Here is a 26,946-nt window from a genome sequence, read left to right as displayed (position 1 = left end):
GCGAGGCAGGGGCACCCCCTCTCCAGAAGTCACCCCTGCGGCGCGCCGTTCTTCGTCAGCTTGGCCATCAGCGCGGAGGCGCTCAGGTTCTGGACGTCGCCTGTGCTGAGCGAGCCCAGAACCTCCTTCAGGTCACCCGTGAAATCCCCGCTGCCGTCCAGCCACGGCCCCGCAAGGGCCTGCACCGTCTCCGAGCTGCCCGCGAACGCGTCCACGCTCCTGCCGAGCGAGATGGCGGAGACCAGCCGGTCGAAGAAGACGGACTCACCGCCGACGATGTTGATGTCGGCGCTCTCCAGGCCCTTGGACAGCACCGTGGCCTGCGCCTCGGCAAGCTGCCGCTGGACGTCCAGCCCGGCCAGCCGTACGTCCTTGTCGGCCTCCAGCCGCAGCCGGAACTCCTCGTGCTCACGGGACGCCTCGTCCAGTGCCGCCATCGCGGCGGCCTTCTCCGTCAGCCCCTCGGCCTCGGCCTTCAGCTTCTCGCCGACCGCCGCCGCGTCGGCAGCAGCCTGTGCCTGGGCGCCCTCGGCCTCGGCGAGCGCCTTGGCGCGTGCGCCCTCGGCCTCGGCACGCAGCCGTGCGGCGACGGCTTCGGCTTCGGCGCGCCCGGCCTTCTCCAGGACCTCGGCCTCCTTGTCGCGCACCTGCACCTCGGCGAGCCCGGCGGCGGCGTTCTCGGCCTGGATGCCCTCGGCGAGCCGGACCTTGGCCTTGGCGTCCAGATCGGCGGCCTTCAACCGGGCCTCGGAGAGGGTCAGTTCCTCGGCCGCCCGGTGGGTGGCGGCCTGCTCGGCGGCCTCGGCCGCCTTGATGTCCTTGACCAGCTTCTCCTGCGCCTCGGCCTCCGCCGCGATGATGACGGCCTGGCGCTCGCGCTCGGCCTCCTCGACCGCGCGCAGCTTCTTGATCGACTCCTCCTGCTCGGCGACGGTGCGGTCCACGGCGACGCGCTCGCGGATGACCTCGGCGATGTCCCGCTTCTGTGCCTCGACCTCCTTCTCCGCGGAGATACGGGTCAGTTCGGTCTCGCGGTCCCGTGCGATGACCTCCAGCAGGCGGTCCTTCTCGATGCGCTCGCTCTCGATGGCGATGACCCGCTCGCGGTTCTTCTGCGCCACGGCGATCTCGCGGTTCTGGTTCTCGCGCTGCACCCCGAGCTGTTCCTCGGTGCGCAGGAACGCCGCCTGGGCACGCAGCCGCTCCTCCTCCACGACGCGTGCCGTCTCGGCCTCCTCACGGGCCCGTACGGTCTCGATCTCACGGCGCTGCTTGATCTCGGCGTCCGCCTGCCGCCGCTCCAGTTCCAGGATCGCCTCGCGCGCGTCGACGTTCTGCCGGGTGATCTCCTTCTCCTCGCCGCGCTGGAACTCGTTGGTGCGCACATGCTCGACGGCCGTCAGCTCGGTGATCTTCCGGATGCCCTGGGCGTCGAGGACGTTGGCGGCGTCCAGCTGGGCCAGCGGCGTCTGCTCCAGGTAGTCGATGGCCGCGTCCTCGAGGCTGTAGCCGTTCAGGTCGGTGCCGATGACCTGGATGATGCGGTCGCGCAGTTCGTCCCGCTTGGTGTAGAGGTCGGCGAAGTCGAGCTGCTTGCCGACGGTCTTGAGCGCCTCGGAGAACTTCGCGTTGAACAGCTCCTGGAGGGTGCCCTTGTCGCTCGCCCGCTCCGTGCCGATGGCCTGCGCCACCTTGATGACGTCCTCGGCGGTCTTGTTGACGCGGACGAAGAACGAGATCCGGATGTCGGCGCGGATGTTGTCCTTGCAGATCAGCCCGTCGCGGCCGGTGCGCGAGATGTCGATCGTCTTGACCGAGATGTCCATGACCTCGGCCTTGTGCAGGACGGGCAGGACGACCTGTCCGGTGAAGGTCACATCGACCTTCCGCATCTTGGAGACGATCAGCGCGCGGCCCTGTTCCACCTTGCGGAAGAGGCGGGAGACGACCAGGAGCGCGACGAGCACGATCAGCAGGACGACGGCGACCAGTACGCCGAGTCCCAGGGAAAAGGTATCCATGTGACGCCCTTTGCGAAGTGTGTAAGGAATGCGGAGCCGGGCCGGTGAGCCGATCGGCGCGAACCGAGGCGGGTGGCCGGTGACCGGTGGCCGGTGGTGCCGGCCGGTCGGCAGCGGTCAGCCGGGGGACGGCCGGCCGAGGGGCCGGCCCGGATCGAGCGCGGCGTCGAAGGGCGCGACCCAGAAGAACTCGCCCTCGTCGTCGTACGCGTACAGCAGGCCGAGGCTGCCCAGCGTCAGCCGGTCGGTGCCCGTCTGCCGCACCTGCACCAGTGCGCTGGAGCCGTCCTCGGCGATGACCTCGGCCTGGCCGAACCGCTCATCCACCCGCCGGGTGCGCACGGTGCACGTCAGACCGACGAAGTCGTGCCGCGAGGGGCCGGTACCCGCGGGCAGGAGCCGCGCCGCCCCGCGCGCCACCGCCCGGGCGGGCGGCCAGGCGGCCAGTGGCGCGGCGACCAGCAGTCCGGCACCGGCCGCGGTCTGCAGCCCCGGCGACAGCCCGGACCCGTCGAGCAGCGCCCCGCCGGTGAGACTCAGCAGCCAGGCGAACGCCGTCAGCAGCGAGAGCCCGACGGCGGCGGGCAGTCCGCCCAGCCCCCACATCTGAGCCCCGAAGGGCCCCTCGAACCCCTCCGGGTCCGCGGCGCCGAGGGCGACGAGGAGCCAGCAGACGACGACCACGAGCAAGGCGGCGGAGAACACGACGGTGGGGAAGGCCACGGCCGCTCGCAAGAACGCTCCCATGGCCATCCCCTCCGTCGTCCCCCGTTGCCTCAGCGCCGCGAACCTGCCGGTGTACGGCACCCCCCGTCGGTGCGCGGCACTGAGGCATCCCCCGGTTCCCCCCGGTTTCCCCCTGTTGTGCCCCCCTCGCCGAACATTCTGGCGTCCGGGTCACCCCACACGCATTGCCGGAACCCGGCAGAGTTCTCTAGGGTCTGCGTGCCGGACGGCGTCAAGGAACCGTCAACGGGACATCAGGAGAGCGGAGATACGGGTGAGTGGCGCTGCGCGCATACCGGAGACCTACTTGGAGGGGTACGTCGCCCTCCTGGCCGACGTCTGCGCGACCGGCCGCCGCCTGAAACGGCAGGAGCTGGAGACCCGGCGGGAGTTGGGGGAACGCGCGGCGGACGCCGGATACGGGCTGCGCGATCTGGTCAGCGCCCATCTGACGGCGGCGCGTGCGGCCAGGCCGTCCCTGCCGGGCGACCCCGACAGTCTGCTGACGGGGATGCACCAGGTGGTCGACGCGGTGGCGGAGGGGTACGAGCGCGCCCAGCGGCAGGCGGTCCGCCAGGAGGAGGCCACCCGGCGGGAGTTCATCGACGACCTGCTGCACGGGCGCAGCGACCTGGGGCGGCTGGCGGAGCGCGCCGAGCGCTTCGGGCTGCGGCTCTCGCACACCCACGCGGTGGCCGTCGCCCGCGGACCGGCCGCCTACGACGAGGGGCACCAGGTGGCGCGGCAGGTCGAACGCGCGCTGATCGCCCGCTTCCACGACCGCGGCATCCTGCTGACCACCAAGGACGGCCGGCTGCTGTGCGTCGCGCCGGGCGACCAGCCGGAGGTGCTCACCTACTTCGCCAAGCAGTGCTACGCCGCGATGGACGGCGGTCAGGTGGCGATAGGCCGCTCCCAGCCGGGTCCGGGCGGCGTGGTGCAGTCCTACGAGGAGGCCCTCAGCGTTCTCGACCTCGGTGCGCGACTGGAGCTGCGCGAACCGGTGCTGTACGCCTCCGAACTGCTCGTCTACCCCGTGCTGACCCGCGACCGGCAGGCCATGGCCGACCTCGTCCAGGCGACGCTGGGCCCGCTGACGGCGGCCCGAGGCGGGGTCGAGCCGCTGCTGGAGACGCTCACCGCCTACTTCGACTCGGGCTGTGTGGCGGCGGAGGCGGCCCGCAGACTCACACTCAGCGTCCGCGCCTTCACCTACCGCCTGGAGCGCATCCGCCAGCTGACCGGAGCCAACCCCACCGACCCGTCCCACCGCTACATGCTGCAGACGGCTGTGATCGGCGCCCGCCTGCTCGGCTGGCCGGCCGCACCACTGGGTACGGCGTGACGGCCGGTAGCGTTCCCTCCATGAGCACACAGACCTCTTCCGGGAGCTCCCGGGAGGAGCCCGGCTTCTGGGAGGAGCGCCGCATCTGCTTCCTCACCACACCGCGCCCCGACGGCACCGCGCACCTGGTCCCGGTCGGGGTGACCTACGACCCGGCGACGCGGATCGCACGGGTCATCAGCAGCCGCTCCAGCAAGAAGGTGCGCAACGTGCTGGCCGCCGGGCCGGACGGCGTGCACGCGGCGGTGAGCCAGGCGGAGGGGCGACGCTGGTGCACGCTGGAGGGCACAGCGGTGGTCCGGGACGACCCGGAGTCGGTGGCGGACGCCGAGGAGCGGTACACCCGGCGCTACAAGCCGCCGCGGCCCAACCCGGAGCGGGTCGTCATCGAGATCACCGTCACCCGTGCGATGGGCACCGCGAAACCCCCGGGCTGGTGAAGCGGTCCGCAGCCGCGCCGTTCATCCCCGGGCCGCCCGGGCCACCGCCACGCCCGCGCAGGCGGCGCCCAGCCCGACCGACACACTGGCCGGCGGCCCCGGCGATCACGAGCAGCCAGTTCACGCTCCTGACCCCACCGCCGGACGCCCCACCGCCGGTCGGCCCGCCGACGGTCGGCCCGCCGTCGGCCGCCTCGTCGCGGCCGGGGAAGCGGACGACCTCCACCTCGTCGAGCAGCACCAGGCCGTCCCGGGTGAGCTCCTCCGGTTCGGGGAGGAAGGCGCGGACGCGCGGGGCCGCGCCACCCCGAGTGGAAGGGCATCGATGTTCGACCCTCTTGCGTGTGTTCGAAAATCTGGCAGGCTCCCCCCGTCCCATGCCAACACGGGGTGCACTCGGGGGAGTTGATGCCCGGGCGCCACCCGTGCCATCGAGAGGACCCCCCATGCGTGCCTTTCGCGCTCCTCTGGCCGCCGCCCTCGGCACCGCGACGCTGCTGGTGCTGTCCCCACAGGTCCCGGCCACGGCGATGCCCCTCACACCCGACTCCCCCACGTTCCCCACCTCCGCGAGCGACGCCCCCGCCGACTACTACCAGGACGCCGAGGGCAAGACGGGCCCCGAGCTGAAGTCGGCCCTGCACGGCATCATCAAGGAATCCGACGCGCTCTCCTACGACCAGGTGTGGGACGCGCTCAAGGCCACCGACAAGGATCCGGACAACCCCTCCGACGTCGTCCTGCTGTACACCGGCCGCTCGCAGAGCGCGGACGACAACGGCGGCGGCGCCGACCAGTGGAACCGGGAGCACGTGTGGGCGAAGTCGCACGGCGATTTCGGCACCGCCACCGGCCCGGGAACCGATATCCACCATTTGCGGCCCACCGACGCCTCCGTCAACAGCACCCGGGGCAACAAGGACTTCGACGAGGGCGGCGAGGAGGTCGGGGAGGCGCCCGGCAACCGCACCGACAGCGACTCCTTCGAACCGCGTGACGAGGTCAAGGGCGATGTGGCCCGCATGATCCTCTACATGGCCGTGCGGTACGAGGGCGAGGGCTCCTTCCCCGATCTGGAGCCCAACGACAAGGTGGACAACGGCTCCGCGCCCGCCCATGGCCGGCTGTCGGTGCTGAAGAAGTGGAACGAGCAGGACCCGCCGAGCGCCTTCGAGAAGAACCGGAACGACGTCATATACGACCAGTTCCAGCACAACCGCAACCCCTTCATCGACCACCCGGAGTGGGTCGACGCGATCTGGTCCTGACCAGCCCGGAGGTGGGGCCGGCCGACGGGTCGGCCCCACCCTCCTCAACCCGTCGCAAAACGCCCATATCTGTGACGCTTGTCTCCGACGGCTACGTCACACCCGGCCGCACCGATCTCTGTGCAACCGCATTCACCAGCACAGATGCCACTGTTGGGTGTCAAGCGGCCGGAATGATCTTTATTGCCCGTCGTTGGAGCATTCGGACAGCTGTGCTTACGGTCGCTCCCGCTCGATCCGTTCGCCTCGAACTCGTAGGCGAACAGCCGCGACCGTAAGGAAAGAAAGACCATGCTGTTCTCCGGCAAGGGCCGTCACCGTCGTCCGGGCAGGGCCACCCGCATCGCCACCGTGACCGGTGTGGCAGGCGCCGCAGTCGCCATTCCGCTGGTCTCCGCCACCGGCGCGCAGGCCGCCTCGGTCGACACCTGGGAGAAGGTCGCCCAGTGCGAGTCCTCGGGCAACTGGCACGCCAACACCGGTAACGGCTACTACGGCGGCCTCCAGTTCAACAACTCCAGCTGGGCCGCCGCCGGCGGCACCAAGTACGCGCCGCGTGCCGACCAGGCCACCAAGGATCAGCAGATCGCCGTCGCCGAGAAGCTGCTGAAGATGCAGGGTCCCGGCGCCTGGGCGTGCGCCGGCGCCGGCGGCCTGACCTCCGGCGGCCCCGCGGCCGACGTGAACCCGGACGGCGGCAGCGACGGCAACAAGACCGAGCCGCAGCAGCAGTCGGCGCCCAAGAAGGCGGCTCCGCAGCAGCAGCCCGCGCAGCCGAAGCCCGCCCAGCCGCAGCAGCAGGCCCCCAGGACCGGGCACGGCAACTACACCGTCGAGCCGGGCGACACCCTCGGCCGGATCGCCGAGGCGCACGACACCACCTGGCAGCAGATCTACGCGGACAACAAGTCCACCATCGGCGACGACGCCGACCTCATCCTGCCGGGCCAGAAGCTCCAGGTCGGCTGAGCCGCCGACCGACGACGAGGGCTTCCCTCCGACCGCCATGGCCCGCGCCTCTTCCCCCGAGGGCGCGGGCCATGGCCCCTTTCCGCCGCCCGTCAGTGGACGCGCTGCGCCCGGCTGATGTCCTTCGCCAGCCCCGCCGCCGACCGCAGCCCCGGATCCTCGGCGAGGCGGTCCGCCTCACGGCGCAGCTTCCCGAGCGAGGGCGCGGCGGGCAGCGGCTGCACGGCCGGCTTCGCCGGCCCGGACTCCGCCCCGGGCCCGAGCTCGCTACCGGTGTCGGTGTCGCTACCGGGGTCGGAGGCGGGGTCCGGCGACGGACCGCCCTTCCCGGTGCGCAGCGCGTCGGCGAAGTAGGCGGCGACGGCCGACAGCCGCAGATACGGCGAGACGTCCGGGTCCGTCCACAGGTCCCCGCCGGTCAGCGCCGTGGTGGCGACCGTGCGGGACTCCTCGTGCGGCTTCCGGCTGTCGGGGTCCAGCCAGCGGACCGTCGCGGTGGCCGCCCTCCCCGTCGCGCCGTCCTTCAGCCGGACCGCGTACAGCGCGGTGACCGTGTGGCCGGGGCCCACCTCTCCGCCGTCCACCGAGTCGTCCCGGAAGTCCTCGTCGGCCACCTCTCGGTTCTCATAGCCGAGCAGCCGGAAGTCGGCCACCGCGTCCCGGTCGAAGACGACCTGCGCCTTGGCGTCGCGGGCCCGCAGCTGGATGTTGCGGGGCAGCTGGTTGACGAAGACCTCGCCCGCCTCCCTCCGGGTGGAGAGGTAGACGGTGTTGCCGTCGCCCTTGTTGGTGAGGCGCTCCATCAACGCGTCGCCGTAGTGGCTGCCCACGCCGACCCCGAACAGGGAGATGCCCTGCTCCTTGCGGTGCCGCGCGACCTCTTCCAGTATCGCCTCGGCGTCCGTCTCGCCCGTATTGGCGAGCGCGTCGGACATCAGCACGACGCGATTGGTCGCACCGGAGCGGCGGTGCTCGGCCGCCTGCCGGTAGCCCTCCTTCATCCCCGCACCGAGGTTGGTGCTCGACTGCGGCTCCAGCTCGGCGACGGCGGCACGGAGTCTGCCGCGCCCGCCGTCGTCCAGCCGCGTCATGGGCAGCAGGGTCTCGGCCTCGCCGCTGAACGTCACCAGCGAGACGGAGTCGCTGCCGCGCAGCTCGTCCGCCGCCGTCCGCAGCGCGCTCTGGACCAGGTCCAGCCGTCCCGGCTCGGCCATCGAGCCCGACACGTCGAGCACGAAGGTGAGCGCGGCCGGGCGGCGGGGCGCCTTCGGGTCGCTCTTCTTCGTCGCCAGCCCGACCCGCATCAGTGACCAGTCCGCCGCCCCGGTGCGGGCGCCGTCCGCCGAGACGGAGAAGCCGTCCCCCTTCGGCCGCCGGTAGCCCTGCGGGAAGCTGTTGACGAACTCCTCGGTCCGCACCGTCCGCGGCGCCGGGCGGGCGCCGTCGCTCAGGGTGCGTCGGGCATAGCTGTAGGACGCGGTGTCCACGTCCAGCGCGAACGTCGACCGAAAGTCGGCCGGTTCGGTCGGCTTCGCGGGAGCCACGTCCCCGGGTGCGGAACCGCCGCCCTCGGCGTATCCGGGCGGGCCGCCGCCCTTCGCCGAGTCGGCCGTTCGCTGATTGTGGGTGCCGCCCGTGCACCCGGCCAGCACGCCCGCCGCCACCGTGATGGCGACCGCCGCCATCCGTCCCCGCTTCATCGCGCCCCCTCACACCGTCACTCGGCTCGTGCCCCGGTATGACGTGCCCCGCCCCCGGCGGGACCCCTGCGAAAGGTCGCAATTCGATGACGAACCCGCTCCCGCCGATCCCTCAGCCCGGGTAGGCCCCCGGAGCCAGCTCTTCCAGCAGGGCCCGGGTCCGGGGCGGAAGGCCGCGTTCGGCACCGTGGAGCTCGGCGGCGCGATCGGTGACCCAGCGGACCGCCTCGTCCAGCGCACCGTGCTCACCGGTGGCATGCGCGGCCCGCAGCAGGGCGTCCCACAGCCGCTCGTCCGCCGAAGCGCTCCGCAACGCGGCCCGCACGGCGCCCACCGCGGCTTCCGGTTCCCCGAACCGAAGGTGCTCGGCGCACAGCGCCAGCCCCACCTCGGCGACGAGCAGCGGGTGCTGCGCCTCGACGACGTCGTACGCCAGCCAGCCGTACCGGCCCTCGGGGCGGTCGGCCAGTAGCGGCCCGCGCGCGAGCTCCAGCGCTTCGGCGAGTTTCTGGCGCCGCACCTGCGGCGCCAGTTTGGCCCCGCGCTCCGACGTGCAGCCGTGGTGCAGGGTGCGCAGCACGTCCCAGTCGGAGACGACGGAGGGCCGCAGCACCAGCCGTCCGTCCTTGTCGGTGGACAGCCGGGGCGTGCCGTCGGTCTCGATGCCCAGCCAGCCGCGCAGCCGGTCGACGAGCGCGTCCCGGACGTCGTCGGTGACCCCCTTGGGCCACAGCGCGGAGGCCAGGACGCGCGGGTGCACGCCGTCCCGGTTGAGCAGCAGCAGTGCCAGCGCCTCGTGCAGAAGAGCGCTGCGCGACTCCTCGGGCGGCTCGATACCGCTGACGTCGTAGCCGCCCATGATCCGCGCATAGACCGCCGGGCGACCGCCTGCGCTGAGGTCGACGCGGAAGCCGGGGCCGCCGCTGCCCTCGGCCCGTTCGTCGTCGGCGTCGGCGAACAGCTCGACCACCGCGGTGCGCACGTCCTCGGGCAGCAGCTGGGCCCGTACCTCCAGGCCCATCCGGGGCGCGGCGAGCGTCCCGTCCGCGTCGACGGTGAACTCCCATACGACGCTGGGCAGCCGCCCGCCGGGGACACCGACGACGAAGCCGACCCGCGGACCTCCGCTCTCGGTGGCGAGCGCCGCGAGGCGGCGTGCCTCCTCCTCGGTGGGCTCGACCCCGACGAGCACCACCTGCGGCGCCTCCTCCCGCGCCGCCGCGGCGCCTTCCCGCTCGTGCAGCAGCTCCGCCACCTCGGGCAGATACCGCACCCGCCCGCGGGCGAGCGCGGTCAGCTCCTCACCGAAGCCGACGAGGGTGAGGCCCATGCCCTGCGACCAGCTGCCGGTGGCCAGTTCGGCGGCGATGGAGGCGAGGACGGCGGTACGCCGCTCCTGGTCGCCCGCCACCGACACCAGTCCCGGCACCGACTCCAGGTTGAGCAGCAGCCGCGCCTGCCCGCGCAGGCCCAGGCTGACGAGTGCCGGGTAGGGCGAGGGCCCGCTGGTGTCCACGTCGAAACGGGTATGGGTGCGCTGGATGGTCCAGAAGCTGGGGCTCTGGCCGAACCGCCAGGGTGCGGGCGGCTGTCCGGACTCCTCGGCGAGCTGGAGGTGCAGATCCTGTCCGGTCAGCCAGGCCGCGTAGACCACCGGGAGCTGACGGCCCGCGTCGGCGAGGTCCTCGGCCAGCCCGCGCAGCGCCCGGTCGAGGAAGCGTACGGCGGCGGGGTCGGCGCTGACGAGGAGCGCGTCGCGGGCCTGCGCGGCCGGGTCGGACGGGGGTGTGAAGTCGTCGCCGGGCGCGCGGCGGGTGCCCTTGGTGACCGCCTTCCACAGCGCCGTCCGCCGTCGGCGGCCCAGCGCGGCCAGCACCCCTGCCGCCAACAGCGGTGCCCCGAGCAGGGCTTCCGGCAGTCCGATCGGCCCCAGGACGCCGTCGTCGGCGTCCGCGCCGGCGTCCTGGGCACGGTCGAGCTGATTGGCGCGGTCGGCTTCCGGGACCCCGGCGTTGTCGAGGTCGGTCGAGGTGTCGTCGCCCTTGCCGCTCCCGCCCTCGTCCGGTGCCGGTGTGGCGGGCCCGTCCTCGGCGGGGATGTGCGGGGCGGTGCCGCCCGGCCGGGTGTCCGGGGCGCCGGGCCGGATGTCGTCCGGCTGGGAGATACCGGGGCCGGGCAGCCCGTCGTCGTCCTCGGCGTCGCCGAGGTCTTCGGTGTGGGTCGGCCGGCGCTCGGCCGGGGTCTCGGGGACGGACTGCTCCTGCCGGTCGGGCGCGTGCTCGCCGGGCGGAACCTCCAGCTTCTCCTCGGTGTCCGGGCGGACGTCCGTGTCCGGGCGGACGTCCCCGTCCGGGCCCTGCGAGCCGTCGGAGCCGTCCGCCTTCCGGTCGGTTCCGCCGTCCCGGGTGTCCTGGTCGCCGCCCTGGTCGCCGCGGTCGCTCCGGTCGTCCGGGTCGGTGCCGCCAGGGGCGTTGGGGATCTCCTGGTCGGGCCGAGTGGGCGACGAGCTGTCGTCGCGCTGTTCCGGGATGCTCGGCTCCAGGACAGGGGCGTCACCGGGGGCGTCGCCGGGGCCGTCCGTGGAAGCGTCGTCGGAGGGCTTCTCAGCCGGCTCGGCGGAGTCCCGCCGGGTCGAGTCGCTGTCCGGCGCGGTGGGCTCGTCCTGGACCGACCGGTCCCCTTCCTGCCCCGACGGCTGCTCGTGCCGCTGCTGCCCGTCCTGTTGGCCGCCGGCGTCGCGATCCGCTCCGTGCCTTTGGTAGCGCTCGTACTGGGCACGCTCCTCGGCGTCCAACTCCTGGGCGTCGTCCGGCATCTCGACCAGCTCGCCGCCGTGCGCGTCGGCCGGCATCTCCATGATCCAGCCGGGCCGGATCAGGCTCGCCTCGGACAGCCGGGAGCCGTCCGGCTGCACCCGGTCCTTGTTGAGGCGGTAGATCTCCTTGTAGCGGCGGCCGTCGTCCAGATGCCGCTCGGCGATCTCCCACAGGGAGTCGTGGTGGCGCCCCACCGGGGGCTGGATGCGGTAGAACTTCGTCTGCGCCGCACGAGAGGCGTCCCCCGGTGCGGACGCCTGCCGCGCCGTACCGGCCCGCTCGCTGCCGCCCTGAGCCGGTACGACCGTGTCCGGGCCGCCACCGCCCATGACGTGGGGGCCGCCGCCTTCCACCTGATCGGCCGCCTCGGCCCGCTGCTGGCCGTGGAGGAGCTGGGCACTGGCGACGGTCTGCGACGGCTGGTGCGGCTGCACGCTGTGCCCGAGCTGGGCCAGCCCCGGAGCGAAGCTCGCCGTGCTGGAGCCGAGCAGCAGGATCGCGGTGACCAGTTGCCGGGCCAGCAGCTGACTGGGGCCGGCCCCCGGCACCCGTGCGGGCAGGCCCACCCCGGAGAGCGCGGCCTTCACCTCGACCAGCACACAGGCGGTGAACTGCGCCCAGGCGAGCCACACGACGACCGTCAGCACGTTGATGAAGACCCCGACGCTCACCTCGTCGCGCAGCATGTCCAGCGACGGCATCCGGTGCGGCAGCGGCCAGCCGATGAAGTACGCCAGCGCCAACGGCACCCCGGCCACCAGCACTGCCAGCGCGACGAACGCGCAGAACGCCTTGAGCACGTCCCCGAACGTGCGCCGGGTGCGCACGGTTACGGGCGTGCGCGAGCGCGAACGGGACCTGGGCCCACCGGGGGCCGGTGCCGGTGTCGAACTGCGGCGCGCCATGTCGTGTGCTCCCAAGGTGAGAAGTGCGGACGTGGAGGAGGGGCGGTGGGACCGTCGGTCACCCGGTCACGGACTCCGCCGTCGCCGTGCCGTGGACAGTGAGGGGTGCGCTGTAGAACAGCCCGGTGAGGACCGGGCGGTAGGTGAGCTGGATACGGACCCGGACCTGCTGGGCGCTGGCGGACACACAGCCGGAGGCTTCCAGGTCCGCCCCCGACAGCCCCGACCGGCCGGCGAACTCCTGGACGCGTGCCGGGCAGTTCTCGTAGTTGATGGGTGCGTTGCGGCCCTGGCTGGCGCGCAGCGCCTCCTCGTCGATGTCCTGCGCCGCGTAGCGGGCGGCCTGCTCGGCGATGTCGGCGGCGCGCTCGCGCTGGGAGATGGACAGCCCGCCGTCCACCACGAAAGCAGCCAGCACCATGAACAGCAGCGCGAACATGATGACCGCCGCGGCGCCGGACCCGCTGTCGTCGCAGGCCGCGCGCCTGGTCCGCAGCCAGGTCGCGACGCGCTCACCCGGCGCGGGTCCGGTCCGGCTCATCCGGTCCTCCGGTACGGGTCGATCGGCGAACTGGAGCGGCCCGTGATCTCCTTGGCGATGTCCAGGCCGAGAATGCCCAGGCCGCGCACCCGGCAGCTCACCTCGACGGTGAACAGCCCGCCCGAGCGGTAGTCGCTGCCCGCGTCGCGTACGGTCACATTCCCCGCGCAGGTGCCCTTGAGGGTGGCGGCGGCCGCCTGCTGCGCGGCCGTCATCGCCGCCGCGTGGCTGCCGTGCTGGAGCGATCCGGCCCGCGCCGCGTCCCGCGCGGCACTGTCCACGGCCCCGCGCCCGTCCACGAGCTGGCCGAAGGCGACGAGGACGAGGATGAACAGGATCATCACCGGCGCCAGGATGACGACCTCGATCGTCGACAGTCCGGCGTCGCCGCCCCACCGGGGCGGCTCCTGTCTGCCCCACCGTCGGTCTCCCATCAGCCGCCCCCGTCCGGTACGAACCGTTCCACCGGGCCCCGGGAGATCGCGTACACATCCATGTCCAGACCGGGGAAGACGGAGGGGACCTGGGCGCGGATCTCCACACCGACGGTGTTGTTGTCGGGCCCGAGCAGCTTCACATCGGGGTCCAGGATCAGTTCGGGGCCGAGCTGTTCGATGTATTCGCCGGAGGTCTGTCTCGCCTTGGCGCGCCAGCCGCCCGGATCGGCGTCGGCCTCCTGCCGGGCCTTGCGGGCACCGGCCTGTGCCGCCGCCTGTGCCACGTGGTCCGCGAAGAAGTACAGCGCGAACTGCACCGTCGCGAAGATCAGGAAGAACAGCACCGGGGTGAGGAGCACGAACTCGATCGCGGTCATGCCGCTTTCGCCGCGCCGGGAGGCCCCCTCCCATCTGCGGCGTGCCCATACGACCAGCCGTCGCTCCGCTCTCACCGGTGCCGCTCCTACTTGCAGGTGCCGTCCTCGTCGGCGCCGTCGATGCAGTCGCTCACCTTGTCGGCGCCGTTCTTCAGCGCGAGGTTGATGATGGCGGCGACGACACCGACGATCGCCACCACGACCGCGGAGATGATCACCCACTCGACGGCGGAGGCCCCGCGGTCCAGCTCGCCCGAGCGGGCGCGCCGGACCCGGCCGCGCAAGAAGGTGACGAGGAAGTCCACGGCGGGATGACTGATCGAGCGAAGCGGATTCGGCATCGTTCTCAGTCCTTTCTTGAGTCTTCGGATCAGCGGGTCGGAAGGTCAGACGGTCAGATCTGGAAGACGCGCATGGCCGCCGGGTAGATGAGAAAGACGAGGAAGCCCGCGCAGAGCATCAGTTGGGCGACGAGCATGGACTGGGACTTCTCCCCCGCGCTGCCCTCGATCTCGGACAGCTCCCGGTGCCGCATGGTCTCGGCGCGCGACGAGAGCGAGGCGCGTACCTTGGCGCCGTCGTCGGCGACCAGCGCCAAGGATGCCGACAGATCCTTGAGTTCGTCGACTCCCAGCCGGATTCCCAGGTCGCCGAGGGCCGCCCACTGGCTCTGTCCGGTGATCCGGGCGTCGGCCAGGGTGTCGCGGATCCGGCGCAGCGCCCAGCCGTCACTGACCTCGCTGGCCGCCTTCAGCGCCTCGGGCAGACCGCGACCGCCCGCCAGGTTCATGGCCACCAGGTCGAGGTAGGCGCCGACCACCCGCCGCAGGTCGCGCCGCTTGGCCGCGGCGTCGCGCCGCACCTCCAGGTCCGGCAGCATGAAGAACAGCCCCGCGAAGAACAGCGCCAGCCACAGCGGGATCAGCGGGCTGCGGCCGAAGCCGATCAGCCAGCCGATCGAGAACAGGAACGGCCCGAAGAACAGTCCAGCGGCACCCAGCAGCACCTTCGTCGCCAGGAAGTTCTCCCAACGGCGCTCCAGCACCTCCAGATCCGAACGGAGGCTGCGCTGCTCCCAGCCCTGCCGCAGATACAGCTCGGCGACCCGGACGCCCAGCTGCGCCCGCAAGGCGGCGAACCGGCCGGCCTCTTCGGGCCCTCCTCCGGCGGCCGGCTGGTGCTGCGCGGCGCGGGCCCGCAGCGCGTCGATCTCGGCGACGGAGGCGACGGCGCCCCGCTTCCCGGGGGCCAGCGCCCGTACCAGCAGGAACAGTCCGAGGCCCGCGAGGGCGCCGGTGAGCGCGGTGAGGGTCAGCGGGTTCATCAGCCCAGCGCCTCCTTTCCTCCGCTGCCGGATGTCCCGCCGACCGCGCCACCAGGCAGACCGGGAGCGGGGCGGGTTCCGCCGACGGGCACCTCGCCCCGTTCGGCCGGGTGGCCCGCGCGGGCCGACGGTGCCTGCTGGTCGGCGTGGATCAGGAACCGCTGCGGGGTCTCGATCCGCGACAGCTTGCGCAGCCACCAGAAGCCGCAGGCGAACATCGCGCACACACAGGCCAGTACGACCTGGCCGAGCGGGCTGCCGTACGGCTCGACGAAGTCCCGGTTGAAGACGGCCAGGCCCAGTACGAAGGCCACGCTGACCCCGACCACGATCTGCACGCTGCGCCGTGTGGAGGCGCGCTGCGCCATCACCCGCTGCCGCATGTCCACCTCCTCGCGCGCCGACTTGGCCAGCGCGCCCAGCACCTCGCGCAGACCGGGTCCGCGCAGCCGGGAGTTGAGGATGAGGGCCGCGACGACGATGTCGGCCGAAGGGTCGTCCAGCTCGTCGGCCAGATTCTGCAGCGCCGTGGGAAGCGGGGTGCGGGCCCGCAGCCGGTCGATGAGCGCGTCCAGGTGCGGGCGGAGCGAGGGGGCCGCTGCACGGGCCGAGGCGGGGATGGCCTGTTCGAGGCCGACGGCGCCCGCGATGGTGTCGCGCAGCGACTCCGTCCACGCCGCCAGCGCCTCCACCCGCTTCATCGCGGCCCGCTCCTCGGCCGCGCCGCCGAAGAGCCGGTCCCACACGAAGACCAGGACACCGGTGGCGATGGCCGCGACCGGCCAGCGCGTCAGCAGCAGCACCAGCAGTCCGGCGCACACCGCGATGGACCCGCGCCGGCTCATGAACCGGGCCAGCTCCGAGGCGCGTCTGCCCGCGTCCCGCTTCTCGTCCGGCGCCTTGGCGGGCAGCCCCCGCAGCGCGACGATCAGCAGCGCGACACCGCCGCCCACGGCGACACCGCAGGTGAGTGCGTAGAGGGTGGGCAGGGAGAAGATGCCGCCCGCACCGCCGTCGACAGGCACGGTCTCACCCCCAGTTTCCGGTCGGCTGATATCCGTGGGCGGCCAGCTCCCGCGCGCAGGAGACCGGCGCGTGTGCCAGCAGCCGCCCGTCCGGTGCCTCGGCGAAGACCTCGCTGGAGAGCACCCGGCCGTCCACACCGTTGATCTCGCGTACGGAGGTGACCGAGCGGGACAGCCGCCCGCCGCTGGCGAAGGCGTTGCGGCGCTCGATGAAGACGACGAAGTTGATCGCCCCGGCGATCAGCATCTGGGTGGCCTCGATGGGCAGCCGCTCGGACGCCTGGAGCGCATAGGTGGAGATGCGGTTGAACACCTCGCTGGAGCTGTTGGCGTGGATGGTGGACAGCGAGCCGTCGTTGCCCTGGGACATGGCGTTGAGCATGGTGACGATCTCGTCGCCGAGCACCTCGCCGACGATCACCCGGGAGGGGTTCATCCGCAGGGAGCGCCGCACCAGTTCGGCCATGCTGATGGTGCCCTGGCCCTCGGAGTTGGGCAGCCGCTCCTCGAAGGCCACCACGTTCGGGTGCAGCTCGGGGAACTGGTCCAACCCCAGCTCCAGCGCCCGCTCCACGGTGATCAGCCGCTCGTGCGGGGGTATCTCGTTGGCCAGGGCGCGCAGCAGCGTCGTCTTGCCCGCGTTGGTCGCTCCGGCGATCATGATGTTCTTGCGCGCCCGCACGGCCGCCGTCAGGAAGCTGCCCAGCTCGGGCGTGAGCGTTCCGTTGCCCACCAGGTCGGAGACGAAGACCTTGCCCATCCGGGCCCGCCGGATGGACAGCGCGGGGCGCCGGGTCACATCCATGACGGCCGACAGCCGGGAGCCGTCGGGCAGCCGCAGGTCCAACTGCGGGTTGGCGGAGTCGAACGGGCGGGAGGACAGGCCCGAGTAGGCGCCGAGGATCTGGATCAGCTCGACCAGTTCCTCGTCCGACTCGGCGACCGGCTCGCCCCGTACCTCGCGCCCGTCGGCATAGCCGACGAACACCTGGTCGCAGCCGTTGACGTCGATGTTCTCGACCTCGGGGTCGTCCAGCAGCGGCTGGAGCCGCCCCACGCCGAACAGCGCGGCGTGCACGGCGGCCGCGTACGCCTCCTCCGACTGCGCGTCCGGCGGGGTGCGCCCGGAGGTGATCTCGGAGCGCGCGTACTCCTCCAGGATCTGGGCGATCACCGCGCGGGCGAACTGCCGTTCGTCCTCGTTCGTCATCGGCGCCACACCGGACGCCTGGTCGATGCGCCGCTGCTCGGCGATCCGGTCCCCGGCCTCCTGCCGGAACCGCTTCACCAACTGGTGGTCGACCATGCTCGCGCTCACGACGCGGCCCCCTCGTCCGGTGTCCGCTCCCCGCTCCCGGGCAGCGGCACCGGCGGTGTGGGCGCGGGTGCGGGCGCCGGCTGGGGCGCCGTCGGCCTACGCCGTCCGCGGAACCCCTTGAGGCCCCGCGCGGACTCGCCCCGCGGGGGCTCGCTCTGCACGGACCCGCCCCGCGCGGGCGCCGGTTGCGGGCCGACCGCCTGCGGAGGGGCCGCGGACTGCCGGCCCGGCGCACCGTACTCGGGCCCGCCGTACGACGGGCCTTGCCCCGGCGGCGGAGTCCGGTCCGGGACGGAACCGGACTGACCGGGCCATCCGGGATGCCCCGGCTGTCCGGGCTGTCCGGGGCGTTCCGTCGGAGGAGGCGGCGTCGGGGCGGAGGGGAGGGTCTCGGCGGGGCCGGCCGGCTGCCCCGCGACCGGCGCGGGGGCAGGGCCCCGAGTCCCCACCCGGCCCTGGCCGCCGCCCGCTGCCGGGGGCTGCTGCTGCGGCCGGGCGGTGGGCGCCCAGGCGGCTCCGTACTGCTGATGGATGTCGGTGGCTATCTTGCGGACCGAGCGGACGAGCAGCGAGCGCTCGACCCGTCCGCGGCGGCGGCCCGCCAACTGCTCGGCGCCCATGGGGTCGTGCGCGAGCACACCCACGATCTGCGCACCGGCGCGGGAGGCGACCAGCATGTCGTTGACCTGGCCCGCCACCTTGGCGGCGCCCTGCGCCTGGCAGACCAGCAGCACGCCGAGCATCGGCTGGGCGAGCGGCGCCATACCGCGGCCCGCGCCGTGCAGCCGCGCGGTGAGGGCCAGTGCCCGGTCCCGTACCCGGGCGATCTGTTCGGGCTCGTCCCGGGCGACGAGCAGCACCAGCGCGGCGTGCGGGAAGAGGGCGACCGACGCGGTCTCCGGGCCGATGCGCCCGCAGTCGGCGATGACGTCGGCGGCCAACTGCGGGTGCGGCGAGTCCGCGAGGGTCGCGAAGGCACGGCCCAGGGTGTCCCACTGTCCGGCCAGTCCCGCCGACTGCTCGGCGTTACCGAGCCCGACGAGCACTTCGAGCCCCCCGGAGAGCTGCTGGGAGTGGTCCCACAGCTGTTCGGCGGCGAGCCCTCTGCGCGCCGTGGCGGCCAGCGAGAGCAGCCCGGTGTTGGGGTCCAGCGGGCGGCCGTTCGCCGCGGGGCTGCGGTAGACGAGGTCACCGCCCGCGGTGTCCATCTCGGCCAGCAGTGCGCGGCGCGGCCACACCGCCGAGAGGGCGACGGCGGCCGTGGTGACCCCCGGTGCCCCTTTGTCGGCGGCGAGTGCGATCAGCGCCATCCGGCTACGCCTTTCCTTGGTGTCCGTGGTGTCCCTGGTGTCCGTGTCCTGTGGTCCTGCCCGTGGCGCCCTGTCGTGTCCTGTCGCATCCCGCCGTAGCCGACGACGTTCCGCTGTGGACGGTTCCACGGTGCGTCCCCGGAGTCCACGGTCACGGCGCACCTCGTCCGCCCGGCCACGGCGCGGTCGGCCCGCGCGTGCGGTCAGCTTCCGCCGTCGGAATCCAGGACGAGGGACACTTCACCGTTGGACGCGGCCGCGGTCAAAACGGCGGCGTCGCTCTTGTCGACGACGACGGAGACGGGGAGATTGCCGCTGGAGGCGAGGGAGTCGTCGGAGCCGGACTTGATCGACTGGACCTTGGCGCCCTCGGCGATCGTCGCGTTGCCGGTGGAGCCGCTGCCCCGCTCGGACCCGCCGCTCGATCCGTCACCGGAACCGTCGTCGCCGCCCGCGGAGCTCTCGCGGCCCACCCGGTAGGCGGTGACCGTGTCGCCCTCCTTCAGGCGCGGCGGGTACTGACCGCTCTTGAGCGAGAGTCCCACCACGGCCTTGCCGGGGCCGAGTCCCTTCTCCTTGGTGAGCATGCTGCCCACCAGCACCGTCCCGTCGACCAGATCGGCGGCCGAGCGGTACTTCTTGAGCAGGCCGCGCTGTTCCCAGCGCACGTACTTGATGTCGCTGTCCTCGGCGACCATCACCGATTTGATGGCCGAGTCCGGGATCGGCTGCCCCTGCGGAACCCGCTTGGTGAGGGCGATGGCCTCGACCCGGTCACCGGCGCGCATCACCAGAACGGTGGCGCCGAGTGCGCCGAGCAGAATGAGGAGGACGGCCAGCGCGGCGAGCGCGGGCTTGCGTTCGCGCGGTGGGGACGGCAGCCGGTCCCCGGCCGGTGCGGTGAGTGCCGCCCCGCGTCCGACCCCGGCGGAGCTCCGCTCCTGGGTCTTCACCTCACCACCCCCGTGTTCCGTTCTTGCCCCGTGTTGTGGTCTGTGTGCGTCACACGTCGCGTCACGTCGAGAACCTGCCCCGTGTTGACATGTCGCTACCGCCATGTCGGACATACCCCCGCGTACCGACAGGCAACTACGCCATGTAAATCCCGGGCACAGTATCAACACCCCCCGACCCCCTCAAGGCGGATCCGAACGCCGTGCGGGCGGGGCCGCAGGGGCCCGGCAGAAGCCGCCGAAGCCCGGAATCCCGGGGCGGAGGCGGGGGTGGAGAGCGGGCGGAGACCGGGGCGGAATGCGAGCCTCCGCCGGTTCCCCAGGCAGTGCGATTCCCACCTGTTCGAGTACGGTGTCAGAAAGGCGTCAAGATCGCGCCGGGTTTGTCACAGGTGTGCCGGGAAGTCTGGTCGGCGGTACGGGGGCCTTCCCCGTATCCCTGCACGCGCCGATCCAGGGAGCCGCCCATGACACCGCCCACCGCAGACCAGAGCCGCGATCAGCAGAACAAGCAACAGGACGAGTCCGGCACCTCGCTCTTCGCCCGCCCCTCCGCACGGGAGCGCAGGCTCCTGTCCGACGCGCTGCGCACCGAGACGGTCGGCGGGACGGTATTGCTGGTCGCCGCCGTGGTGGCGCTGGTATGGGCCAACACTCCGCTCGCACATCTGTACGAGACCGTACGCACCTTCCACTTCGGCATCCCCGCGCTGGGCCTGGACCTGTCCGTGGAGCACTGGGCCTCGGACGGCATCCTGACGATCTTCTTCTTCGTGGCCGGTATCGAGCTGAAACGCGAGCTGACCGTCGGCGAACTGCGCCGCCCGGCCGCCGCCGCATTGCCCGTGGTCGCGGCGGCCAGCGGCATGGTCGTACCCGCGCTCTGCTACGTCGTGGTGAATCTGCTCGACAACGGCAACCTGAACGGCTGGGCCGTACCGATGGCGACCGACATCGCCTTCGCGCTCGGCGTCCTCGCGGTGATCGGCACCAATCTGCCCTCCGGCATCCGCGCGTTCCTGCTCACCCTCGCCATCGTCGACGACCTGGGCGCGATCCTGGTCATCGCCGTCTTCTACACCTCCACCCTCAACTGGGCGGCCTTCGCCGGAGCCGTCGCGGGGCTGGTGGTCTTCCGGATCCTCCACGTCAATCTGCGGCTGCGCGGCTGGTACGTGTACGTACCGCTGGGCCTGGTCATCTGGGCGCTGATGTACAACAGCGGCGTGCACGCCACCATCGCGGGCGTCGCGATGGGCCTGCTGCTGCGGGTGAAGCCCGAGGACCCCGACGACCCGGACAGCTCCTCCCCCGCCGAGCGCATCGAGCACCTGGTCCGCCCGCTGTCGGCGGGGTTCGCCGTACCCGTCTTCGCCCTGTTCGCGGCGGGCGTCGGCGTCTCCGGATCGGCGCTGAGCGAGACCTTCCGGCAACCCGAGGCGCTCGGTGTGATGCTGGGCCTGTTCGCGGGCAAGTTCCTCGGCGTCTTCGGCGGCACCTATCTGGCCGCCCGCTTCACCCGCGCCCGGCTCAGCTCCGAACTGGCCTGGGGGGATGTGGCCGGAGTGGCGATGCTGGCCGGTATCGGCTTCACGGTCTCACTCCTCGTGTCCGAACTGGCCTTCTCCGGCGAGGCCGCCGTCACCGAGCACACCAAGGCCGCCGTCCTCGTCGGCTCCCTGCTCTCCGCAGTGGTCGCCTGCGTCCTGCTGAAGATGCGCGACGCGAAATACCGGGCACTGTGGGAGGAGGAGACCCGCGACGAGGACCTGGACCGCATACCCGACATCGACCAGGAAGTGGACCCGATACGCCGCCCCACGGAGGCGGCCCGGCGCGCCCGCGAGCAGGAGTGGGAACGCGAGCGGGAGCAGGAGCGGGAGCGGGACGAGTGAGCCTGGGCCGCCGGGAATCCGTTTGACCGGCGATCCCGCCTCATTAGGCTCGTGCGCATGGATGGAGCACAACGCGTCGATGCAGCACAGCGCGTCGCCGAGCAGTTGCGCGAGCGGGGCGCCGGCGGGGAGATCCGCGCATTCCCCGTCCCCATGCCCACCGCCGTCGCCGCGGCCGACCAACTGGGGTGCGCCGTCGGCGCGATCGCCAACAGCCTGGTGTTCGCCGTCGACGGCGATCCGCTGATGGTGGTGGCCAGTGGCGCCCACCGGGTGGACACCGGGCTCGTGGCCGCGCTGCTCGGCGTCGGCAAGCGGAAGGTGCGCCGGGCGAGCCCCGAGTTCGTCGCCGAGGCGACGGGGCAGCAGGTGGGCGGAGTGGCCCCCGTCGGACACCCGCAGCCGCTGCGCACCCTGGTCGACGTACAGCTCAAGGAGCACGAGGTGGTCTGGGCCGGGGGCGGCGACACGTACACGATGTTCGCCACCGACTTCGACGAGCTCCTGCGTCTGACCGACGGCCTCGCCGCACAGGTCGGCGACTGACCGACGCCGTCACCGTGCCGGAGCGAGCGTCAGACGCAGGAAGCGCGGCCGGTAGAGGGCCACATCCCGGTGGATGGCGCCACCGGAGTCCAGCACGTTCACGTCGTAGCTGACCAGCAGCCCCCTCTTGGTGCCGCGCCCGAACTCGGGGTGGCCCTGCGGGTTGTACGGCACCGCGCCGACGCCCTGGGCGCCCTCGGGCAGCGGCGGCTTCGCCACCCGGCCGGGCCCGTGCCAGGGCCCGGTCGGCGCGCACGCCCAGTACGAGACGATGTCGGTGACCCCGCGGCCGTCCGGCGCCCCCGCGTCCATGGTCAGCAGCAGCCAGCTGTCCTGGTGCCGGACCACCGAGTAGGTGCCGGTCGCGCCCCGCTGCACGGTCTTGCCCACGAGTATCGGCTCGGAGCGCGCCGGGTCCTCCTGCCACCCGCCGTCGGCCCGGTCGGCAGGCCCGGCCCAGTACTGCCAGGTGTCCGGGGCGTCGAGCCGGCCCCGAGGCACACGTGCGACGTGGGCCCGGGAGGCCTTGCCGTCCACGCTGCCCTCGTCCGCGCCGAAGACATACGTCCACCCGCCCCTGGCCACCGCCGAGGTGCCGTACAGGACACGCCGCTCGACGTCCGCCTGGCGCGGCCGGTGAATCCGCTCGATGCCCTCCAGCCGCAGATCCGGCAGCGACAGCGTCGCCACCTCCGAGGCCCGGGGCACACCGAAGATCCACGGTGCCCGGCCCACCTCGCGCTGCCACAGCAGCACCCGCACGACCTTCTCGGCCGAGCCCGGGCGGCGCGGCTCCACCACCGCCTGCACCGGCCAGCGCCACACCTCACGTCCGTCGGCGGTCGCCGTGCCCGGGAAGAGGGCCGTGGGCCGGGTGGCGGCGCCGCCCAGCAGCGTCCGCTCGAACCGTCCGTCCTCGGACATCACCAGCGCCGAGTTGCGCACCCACGCGGGATCGGGTCTGCGGCTTCGGACGCCGTACCCGGCACCGTGCACCTGGTCGAGGAAGGTGTCGGCGGACAGCCACAGCGTCCGTCCGTCGGGCAGTCGCACCGAGCGGGTGCCGTCCCCGCCCGTCCAGTCGTCGAACCGCGCGTTGTCGTCGCCGTACCGGGCCAGCTCCCGCGTCATTGGGTCGTCGGCACGCCAACCGGTCACCCGCGCCCCGGAGCAGCCCTTCTGGCGCTCCGTACCGTCGGGCACCGCGAGCAGCACCCCGACCAGCACGAGCGCAGCCAGCGCTCCGACCCCCAGTCGCCACCGAGTGCCCTGAGGTAACCCTTTCCCCTGACCCGCCATCGGCCACAGGCTAGTGCGTCTCCCGCCCCCGCTCGATGGCGAGCTACCTCAGCACGGTGCCGCTCCAGCGACCGTGTTGGCGGGCCCCCTTCGGCGAGGCGCCCCGCCGGGACGAAGCCGAAGCGGCGGTGCAGGGCGGCGAAGGCATCGCCGCCGCCGGTCGGTTCCTCCTCATCGTGCGTCCGCGCAGTTCGTCCCGGGCCCCGGGCCCCGGCGTTGTCGGTGGAGCCCCCTAGAGTGCTTGGCACGGGACTCGGAGCAGCTGAGCGGGACTCGACACGATCGGGGGCAGGAAGATGGCGAGGACGGCCGGCATCCAGCGGGCCGCGAACGGCGGCGAACCGGCCGGGGACGACACCCCGGACGACCGCGCGTACGGAGAGGCCCTGGTACGCGCCGAACTCGCACCCGGCGAACTGTTCACCCGCATCGCGCTGATCGTCGGACTGTGCGCGGGCTGCGGCTTCCTCGCCTCCGGCATCTACGACTACACCCACGTCAGCCGCCCCAAGGGCCTGGCCGCGAACCTGTCGCTGGTCACCGGTGCCGCACTCGTCCCGGCAACCCTCGCGCTGCTGCTGCCGCTGCGCAGCAAGAGCCGCGACCGGCGCCGACTCATCGAGCTGTACGGAGTACCGGCCCGCCGGGGCAGGACCGAACAGGCACTGCGCGGACGGCGGGCCGGCTGGTGGACGGCCTGCGTCCTCGCGTTCTTCCTGGCGTTCATCTTCCTCGCGGCGGGGCTCACCCAGGCGTTCTCCTCCGACCCGTACGAGGAGCCCGACCCCACCGTCTACGGCGCGCTGCTGGCGTGGGCCGTGATCCTGACGGCCGCCGGCTGCGCGGGGACGGCCAAGGTCCGCCGCTACCGACCGCGCCCCGACGCTCCCACCGGCGGCACCTACCAGGCGGGCTCCCCCGCCCTCGGGGGCCGCATGAGACGGCCGGTGCGCCCCGCCTCGCCCCGCGCCCCCCTCTATTCGCGGCTCGGCTCCCAGCCCGCCGCCCCGCACCGGCTCAGCCCCCGGCTGGACGCCCGCCTCCAGCGGCTGTCCCGCCCCGCGGCGGTGGCACTGGCGACGGCCGCGACGCTGGTGGGCTGCGCACTGGCCGCCGGCATCATGCTGGTGCCCCGCTACGTGGGCGGCGGCAGACCGCTCTTCTGGGTGCTGGTGGCCGTCACCGCCGGCTATCTGATCGTGCTGCTGCTGGAACTGACGCACTACGGGCCGCGCCGCCGCTATCTGCTGCTGGTCATCTTCGCGGGCATAGCGCTCTTTCCGATCGCCGGGCACGGCTACTCCACCTCCGTGCTGCTGGAGCGCGGCGAGTGGGTGCGCGTTCAGATGACCGAGGTGCACCACCACGCCAAGGGGGGACCCACCTGCGATCTGCGTCCCCTCTCCCCGGGCAACGTCACGGCCGACGACAACCTGACCATCTCCTGCGACGAGGACGAAGCGGGCGACATCCTGCGGGTCTTCGCCGACCCGGAGGGCGACGTACGGCCGCGCCGTTCGGAGCCGACCGGCCTGACGAGCTTCTTCGTCGGCTCGGCCATCGCCGACACCGTCCTGGTGGGCTGCGCCGTCGGCGCCGCGCTCTACGGCCACCGGCGCCGCCGCGAACTGGGCCTGAACACCGGCGAAGGAGACCACCGCTGATGACGACGGAGCACGGGCCCGAAGACTCCCCGGCCCACCCGGTCTACCCCGACCTGGCGGGCAAGGTGGCGGTGGTCACGGGCGGTTCACGGGGCGTCGGCGCCGAGACCGGACGGGCGCTGGCCGCACAGGGCGTCGCCGTCTGCCTGGTGGGCCGGGACCGGCCCGCGCTGTTCGAGGTCGCCGACAGCATCGGCAAGCAGGGCGGCACCGCGATCGGCGTCGTCGCCGATGTCACGGACGCGGGAGCGCTGGGCCGCGTGGCGGAGCGGGTGGCCGACGAGTTGGGCCCGGTCGACATCCTCGCCGCCTTCGCGGGCAGCCCCGGCGAGCCGATCCCCACCACCGAACTGGCCGAGGACCGCTGGCGCCAGATCCTCGATGCGGACCTGACCTCCGCCTTCCTCACCATCCACACCTTCCTGCCCGGCATGGTCGAGCGCTTCAGCGGCAGCATCCTCACCCTCTCCTCGGCGGCGGGCCGCCAACCAGGCCAGGCCAACCTCGCCCACGGCGTGGCCAACGCCGGCCTGACCATGCTCACCCGCCAACTCGCCACCGAGCTCGGCCCGCAGGGCATCCGCGTCAACTGCCTGGCCCCCACCACGGTCCGCACCGCGAAGGTCACCGCCGCCATGTCCAAGGAGCTCCAGCACAAAGCGGCCCTGCGCCACCCCCTGCGCCGCCTGGCCGAGCCCACCGACATCGCCTCGGCCGCCCTCTTCCTCGCCTCCGACGCCGCCGGCTATCTGACGGGCATCACCCTGGACGTCACGGGCGGCCGAATCACCAACTAGCCGCACCTGCCGGAGACCGCCGACAGCCGAACGGCATCCTTCATCTACGGCCTGCTCGGCCGACGCGTCACGTCTTCGGGAAGGGAAGCCCATGCGCGAGGAACCGAGAAGAGCCGTTCACCCGGACATCGACAGATGGGCCGCGGACAGCGGTGGGGGTGGCCTCGACCATCTCGACTATGCGGCCCAGCGCCTTGAGTTGCCGGACTGGCTGGCAGTGGCACGCTGCTTGCGCCCGACGTTCGTCGAGGTTCTGGACTGCGTCATCTGGGACAGGGCTTACGAGCCGGAGAACTTTCAAAGCTGGTACACCCACTTGCACGGCGATGCGACGTCCATGGAAGCGGTGCTGAATCAGTTCCGCCTGTGGCACGTGGTGGACAGTGGGCCCACGCCTGAGGCAGAGAAACCCGAGATGGAGATATACCTCCAACGCCTTGCCGAAGACATCGCCTTCTGTTGGCGCTCGACCCTTGAGAGCGACTTTCCGCGTCGGAGCTTCGAGGTTCGGGTCCTGGACACCGAGGACGGGCCAGTGGTCCAGGCTCTGGGTCAGCGGTAGAGGGCAGCGCCGCCGGACATCCGAGGTGCGGCCCCTGGGCGCAGAGGCGGCCCGGACCGCCGACCGGGGGCGCGTAGATGTCTTGGCGGGTCAGCTCAGCGCCAGCCCAAAGACGAAGAGCCCTGCCCCGATCACCGCGCAGAGCGCCCCGATAGCGGCAAAGCCGCGGAACATACCGGTGCCGTTCGACTCGAGCGCCCAACAGGAGGGATCCGCCGAGTCGTAGCGGACACAGACCTGGGTTCCGGGAGCAGGAGTCCGGTCGAGGGGACGGGCGATGTTGGCCGTGGTTTCCATGGGACGGCCGTCTGCGGTGACCCACTCCACGACGGGGTAGTACACGAGATTCCCGTAACTCCCGACAGGGATCGTGCCCTCGGAACTCGAGGAGCGCATTTCGGTGGCTGACAGCCGGGTCACCACACCCTGCGCCGTCGCGCCGCTCCTCAGCAGGCGCCGAACCCGGCGGACCTCGCGGTACGACAGTGCGCCCACGGCGGCGCCGGCCGGTAGGAAGCCTGCTCCAAGGAGGAAGGCGACCGAGGAAGGGGACATGAGGACGGTTTCGGATCGGCAGGTCGGGACAACAGCAACGTAGACGCGGCAGGATCAGTGCCGCCACAGCAGCCTTCCCCGCTGATGCGGAGGAGAACAAGTTCCGGATGCCGGGGTCTTGAGGGCGGCGACCTCGGCCAGGACCGGACGCAC

At 72.5% G+C, this 26,946-nt stretch carries 24 protein-coding genes; 9 read left to right on the top strand and 15 right to left on the bottom strand.

Annotated features, from left to right (window positions below; translation table 11 throughout):
* Window positions 1-29 precede the first annotated feature (29 nt).
* A complete protein-coding gene (locus tag JW613_RS22905; protein WP_245226128.1) occupies window positions 30-2,021 on the bottom strand; it encodes an SPFH domain-containing protein in 1,992 nt (663 codons plus the stop codon).
* 117 nt (window positions 2,022-2,138) lie between these two features.
* Window positions 2,139-2,768, bottom strand: coding sequence for a hypothetical protein (locus JW613_RS22900; protein WP_209212791.1), 630 nt, complete (start codon window positions 2,766-2,768; stop codon window positions 2,139-2,141).
* 253 nt (window positions 2,769-3,021) lie between these two features.
* Here JW613_RS22900 and JW613_RS22895 point away from each other — a divergent pair, with 253 nt between their 5' ends.
* The 4 genes from JW613_RS22895 (at window position 3,022) to JW613_RS22880 (ending at window position 6,769) form a co-directional block, all read left to right on the top strand.
* Window positions 3,022-4,092: a PucR family transcriptional regulator gene (locus tag JW613_RS22895; RefSeq protein ID WP_209212789.1), complete on the top strand. Its 1,071-nt coding sequence runs from the start codon at window positions 3,022-3,024 to the stop codon at window positions 4,090-4,092.
* Window positions 4,093-4,112: 20 nt separating this feature from the next.
* Complete coding sequence (locus JW613_RS22890) at window positions 4,113-4,532, top strand: pyridoxamine 5'-phosphate oxidase family protein (protein ID WP_209212788.1); 420 nt, start codon at window positions 4,113-4,115, stop codon at window positions 4,530-4,532.
* Between the two features lie 530 nt (window positions 4,533-5,062).
* Entirely contained in the window at window positions 5,063-5,800 is a 738-nt protein-coding gene (locus JW613_RS22885) for an endonuclease I family protein (RefSeq protein ID WP_245226153.1), read from the top strand.
* Window positions 5,801-6,091: 291 nt separating this feature from the next.
* Window positions 6,092-6,769, top strand: a complete 678-nt coding sequence (locus JW613_RS22880; RefSeq protein WP_209212784.1) for a LysM peptidoglycan-binding domain-containing protein — start codon at window positions 6,092-6,094, stop codon at window positions 6,767-6,769.
* Window positions 6,770-6,861: 92 nt separating this feature from the next.
* Here the strand turns inward: JW613_RS22880 and JW613_RS22875 are convergent, their stop codons facing one another.
* From JW613_RS22875 to JW613_RS22825, 11 genes are all read right to left on the bottom strand, one after another.
* On the bottom strand, window positions 6,862-8,469 hold the full coding sequence (locus tag JW613_RS22875) for a vWA domain-containing protein (RefSeq protein WP_209212782.1): 1,608 nt from the start codon (window positions 8,467-8,469) through the stop codon (window positions 6,862-6,864).
* A gap of 112 nt (window positions 8,470-8,581) precedes the next feature.
* Complete coding sequence (locus JW613_RS22870) at window positions 8,582-12,190, bottom strand: BTAD domain-containing putative transcriptional regulator (protein WP_209212780.1); 3,609 nt, start codon at window positions 12,188-12,190, stop codon at window positions 8,582-8,584.
* 58 nt (window positions 12,191-12,248) lie between these two features.
* Window positions 12,249-12,731, bottom strand: a complete 483-nt coding sequence (locus JW613_RS22865) for a TadE/TadG family type IV pilus assembly protein (RefSeq protein ID WP_209212779.1) — start codon at window positions 12,729-12,731, stop codon at window positions 12,249-12,251.
* On the bottom strand, window positions 12,728-13,165 hold the full coding sequence (locus tag JW613_RS22860; protein WP_209212778.1) for a TadE/TadG family type IV pilus assembly protein: 438 nt from the start codon (window positions 13,163-13,165) through the stop codon (window positions 12,728-12,730). The genes JW613_RS22865 and JW613_RS22860 overlap by 4 nt, the downstream gene beginning before the upstream one ends.
* Window positions 13,165-13,545: a TadE family protein gene (locus JW613_RS22855; RefSeq protein ID WP_245226152.1), complete on the bottom strand. Its 381-nt coding sequence runs from the start codon at window positions 13,543-13,545 to the stop codon at window positions 13,165-13,167. Before JW613_RS22855 ends, JW613_RS22860 begins: the two co-directional genes overlap by 1 nt.
* Window positions 13,546-13,631: 86 nt before the next feature.
* Window positions 13,632-13,886, bottom strand: coding sequence for a hypothetical protein (locus tag JW613_RS22850; protein WP_209212777.1), 255 nt, complete (start codon window positions 13,884-13,886; stop codon window positions 13,632-13,634).
* A gap of 53 nt (window positions 13,887-13,939) precedes the next feature.
* The gene (locus JW613_RS22845) at window positions 13,940-14,869 is read right to left on the bottom strand and encodes a type II secretion system F family protein (RefSeq protein ID WP_209212775.1); all 930 of its coding nucleotides are present in this window, start codon (window positions 14,867-14,869) and stop codon (window positions 13,940-13,942) included.
* Complete coding sequence (locus JW613_RS22840; protein WP_307866001.1) at window positions 14,869-15,894, bottom strand: type II secretion system F family protein; 1,026 nt, start codon at window positions 15,892-15,894, stop codon at window positions 14,869-14,871. The genes JW613_RS22845 and JW613_RS22840 overlap by 1 nt, the downstream gene beginning before the upstream one ends.
* 4 nt (window positions 15,895-15,898) lie before the next feature.
* Window positions 15,899-17,200, bottom strand: coding sequence for a TadA family conjugal transfer-associated ATPase (locus JW613_RS22835; RefSeq protein ID WP_209212901.1), 1,302 nt, complete (start codon window positions 17,198-17,200; stop codon window positions 15,899-15,901).
* A gap of 8 nt (window positions 17,201-17,208) precedes the next feature.
* Entirely contained in the window at window positions 17,209-18,522 is a 1,314-nt protein-coding gene (locus tag JW613_RS36890) for a hypothetical protein (RefSeq protein WP_209212774.1), read from the bottom strand.
* Window positions 18,523-18,725: 203 nt separating this feature from the next.
* Entirely contained in the window at window positions 18,726-19,475 is a 750-nt protein-coding gene (locus tag JW613_RS22825) for a hypothetical protein (protein WP_209212773.1), read from the bottom strand.
* Between the two features lie 467 nt (window positions 19,476-19,942).
* Here JW613_RS22825 and nhaA point away from each other — a divergent pair, with 467 nt between their 5' ends.
* A complete protein-coding gene (nhaA, locus tag JW613_RS22820; RefSeq protein WP_209212771.1) occupies window positions 19,943-21,370 on the top strand; it encodes a Na+/H+ antiporter NhaA in 1,428 nt (475 codons plus the stop codon).
* Between the two features lie 57 nt (window positions 21,371-21,427).
* The gene (locus tag JW613_RS22815; protein ID WP_209212769.1) at window positions 21,428-21,916 is read left to right on the top strand and encodes a YbaK/EbsC family protein; all 489 of its coding nucleotides are present in this window, start codon (window positions 21,428-21,430) and stop codon (window positions 21,914-21,916) included.
* Between the two features lie 9 nt (window positions 21,917-21,925).
* On the opposite strand, the gene JW613_RS22810 is transcribed toward JW613_RS22815, so the two are convergent.
* Entirely contained in the window at window positions 21,926-23,143 is a 1,218-nt protein-coding gene (locus JW613_RS22810; protein WP_307866000.1) for a DUF5005 domain-containing protein, read from the bottom strand.
* A gap of 368 nt (window positions 23,144-23,511) precedes the next feature.
* Here JW613_RS22810 and JW613_RS22805 point away from each other — a divergent pair, with 368 nt between their 5' ends.
* From JW613_RS22805 to JW613_RS22795, 3 genes are all read left to right on the top strand, one after another.
* The gene (locus JW613_RS22805; RefSeq protein WP_209212765.1) at window positions 23,512-24,879 is read left to right on the top strand and encodes a hypothetical protein; all 1,368 of its coding nucleotides are present in this window, start codon (window positions 23,512-23,514) and stop codon (window positions 24,877-24,879) included.
* The gene (locus tag JW613_RS22800; RefSeq protein WP_209212764.1) at window positions 24,879-25,676 is read left to right on the top strand and encodes an SDR family NAD(P)-dependent oxidoreductase; all 798 of its coding nucleotides are present in this window, start codon (window positions 24,879-24,881) and stop codon (window positions 25,674-25,676) included. Before JW613_RS22805 ends, JW613_RS22800 begins: the two co-directional genes overlap by 1 nt.
* 91 nt (window positions 25,677-25,767) lie before the next feature.
* Window positions 25,768-26,238 carry a hypothetical protein gene (locus tag JW613_RS22795; protein ID WP_245226127.1) on the top strand — a complete coding sequence of 157 codons (471 nt, stop codon included), beginning with the start codon at window positions 25,768-25,770 and terminating at the stop codon, window positions 26,236-26,238.
* 90 nt (window positions 26,239-26,328) lie between these two features.
* Here the strand turns inward: JW613_RS22795 and JW613_RS22790 are convergent, their stop codons facing one another.
* Entirely contained in the window at window positions 26,329-26,793 is a 465-nt protein-coding gene (locus JW613_RS22790; RefSeq protein ID WP_209212762.1) for a DUF3592 domain-containing protein, read from the bottom strand.
* Between the last annotated feature and the right edge of the window lie 153 nt (window positions 26,794-26,946).

This window comes from Streptomyces smyrnaeus, assembly GCF_017676345.1.
In the GTDB taxonomy this organism is placed as follows: domain Bacteria; phylum Actinomycetota; class Actinomycetes; order Streptomycetales; family Streptomycetaceae; genus Streptomyces; species Streptomyces smyrnaeus.
This window is presented reverse-complemented; position numbering and strand designations above follow the sequence as displayed.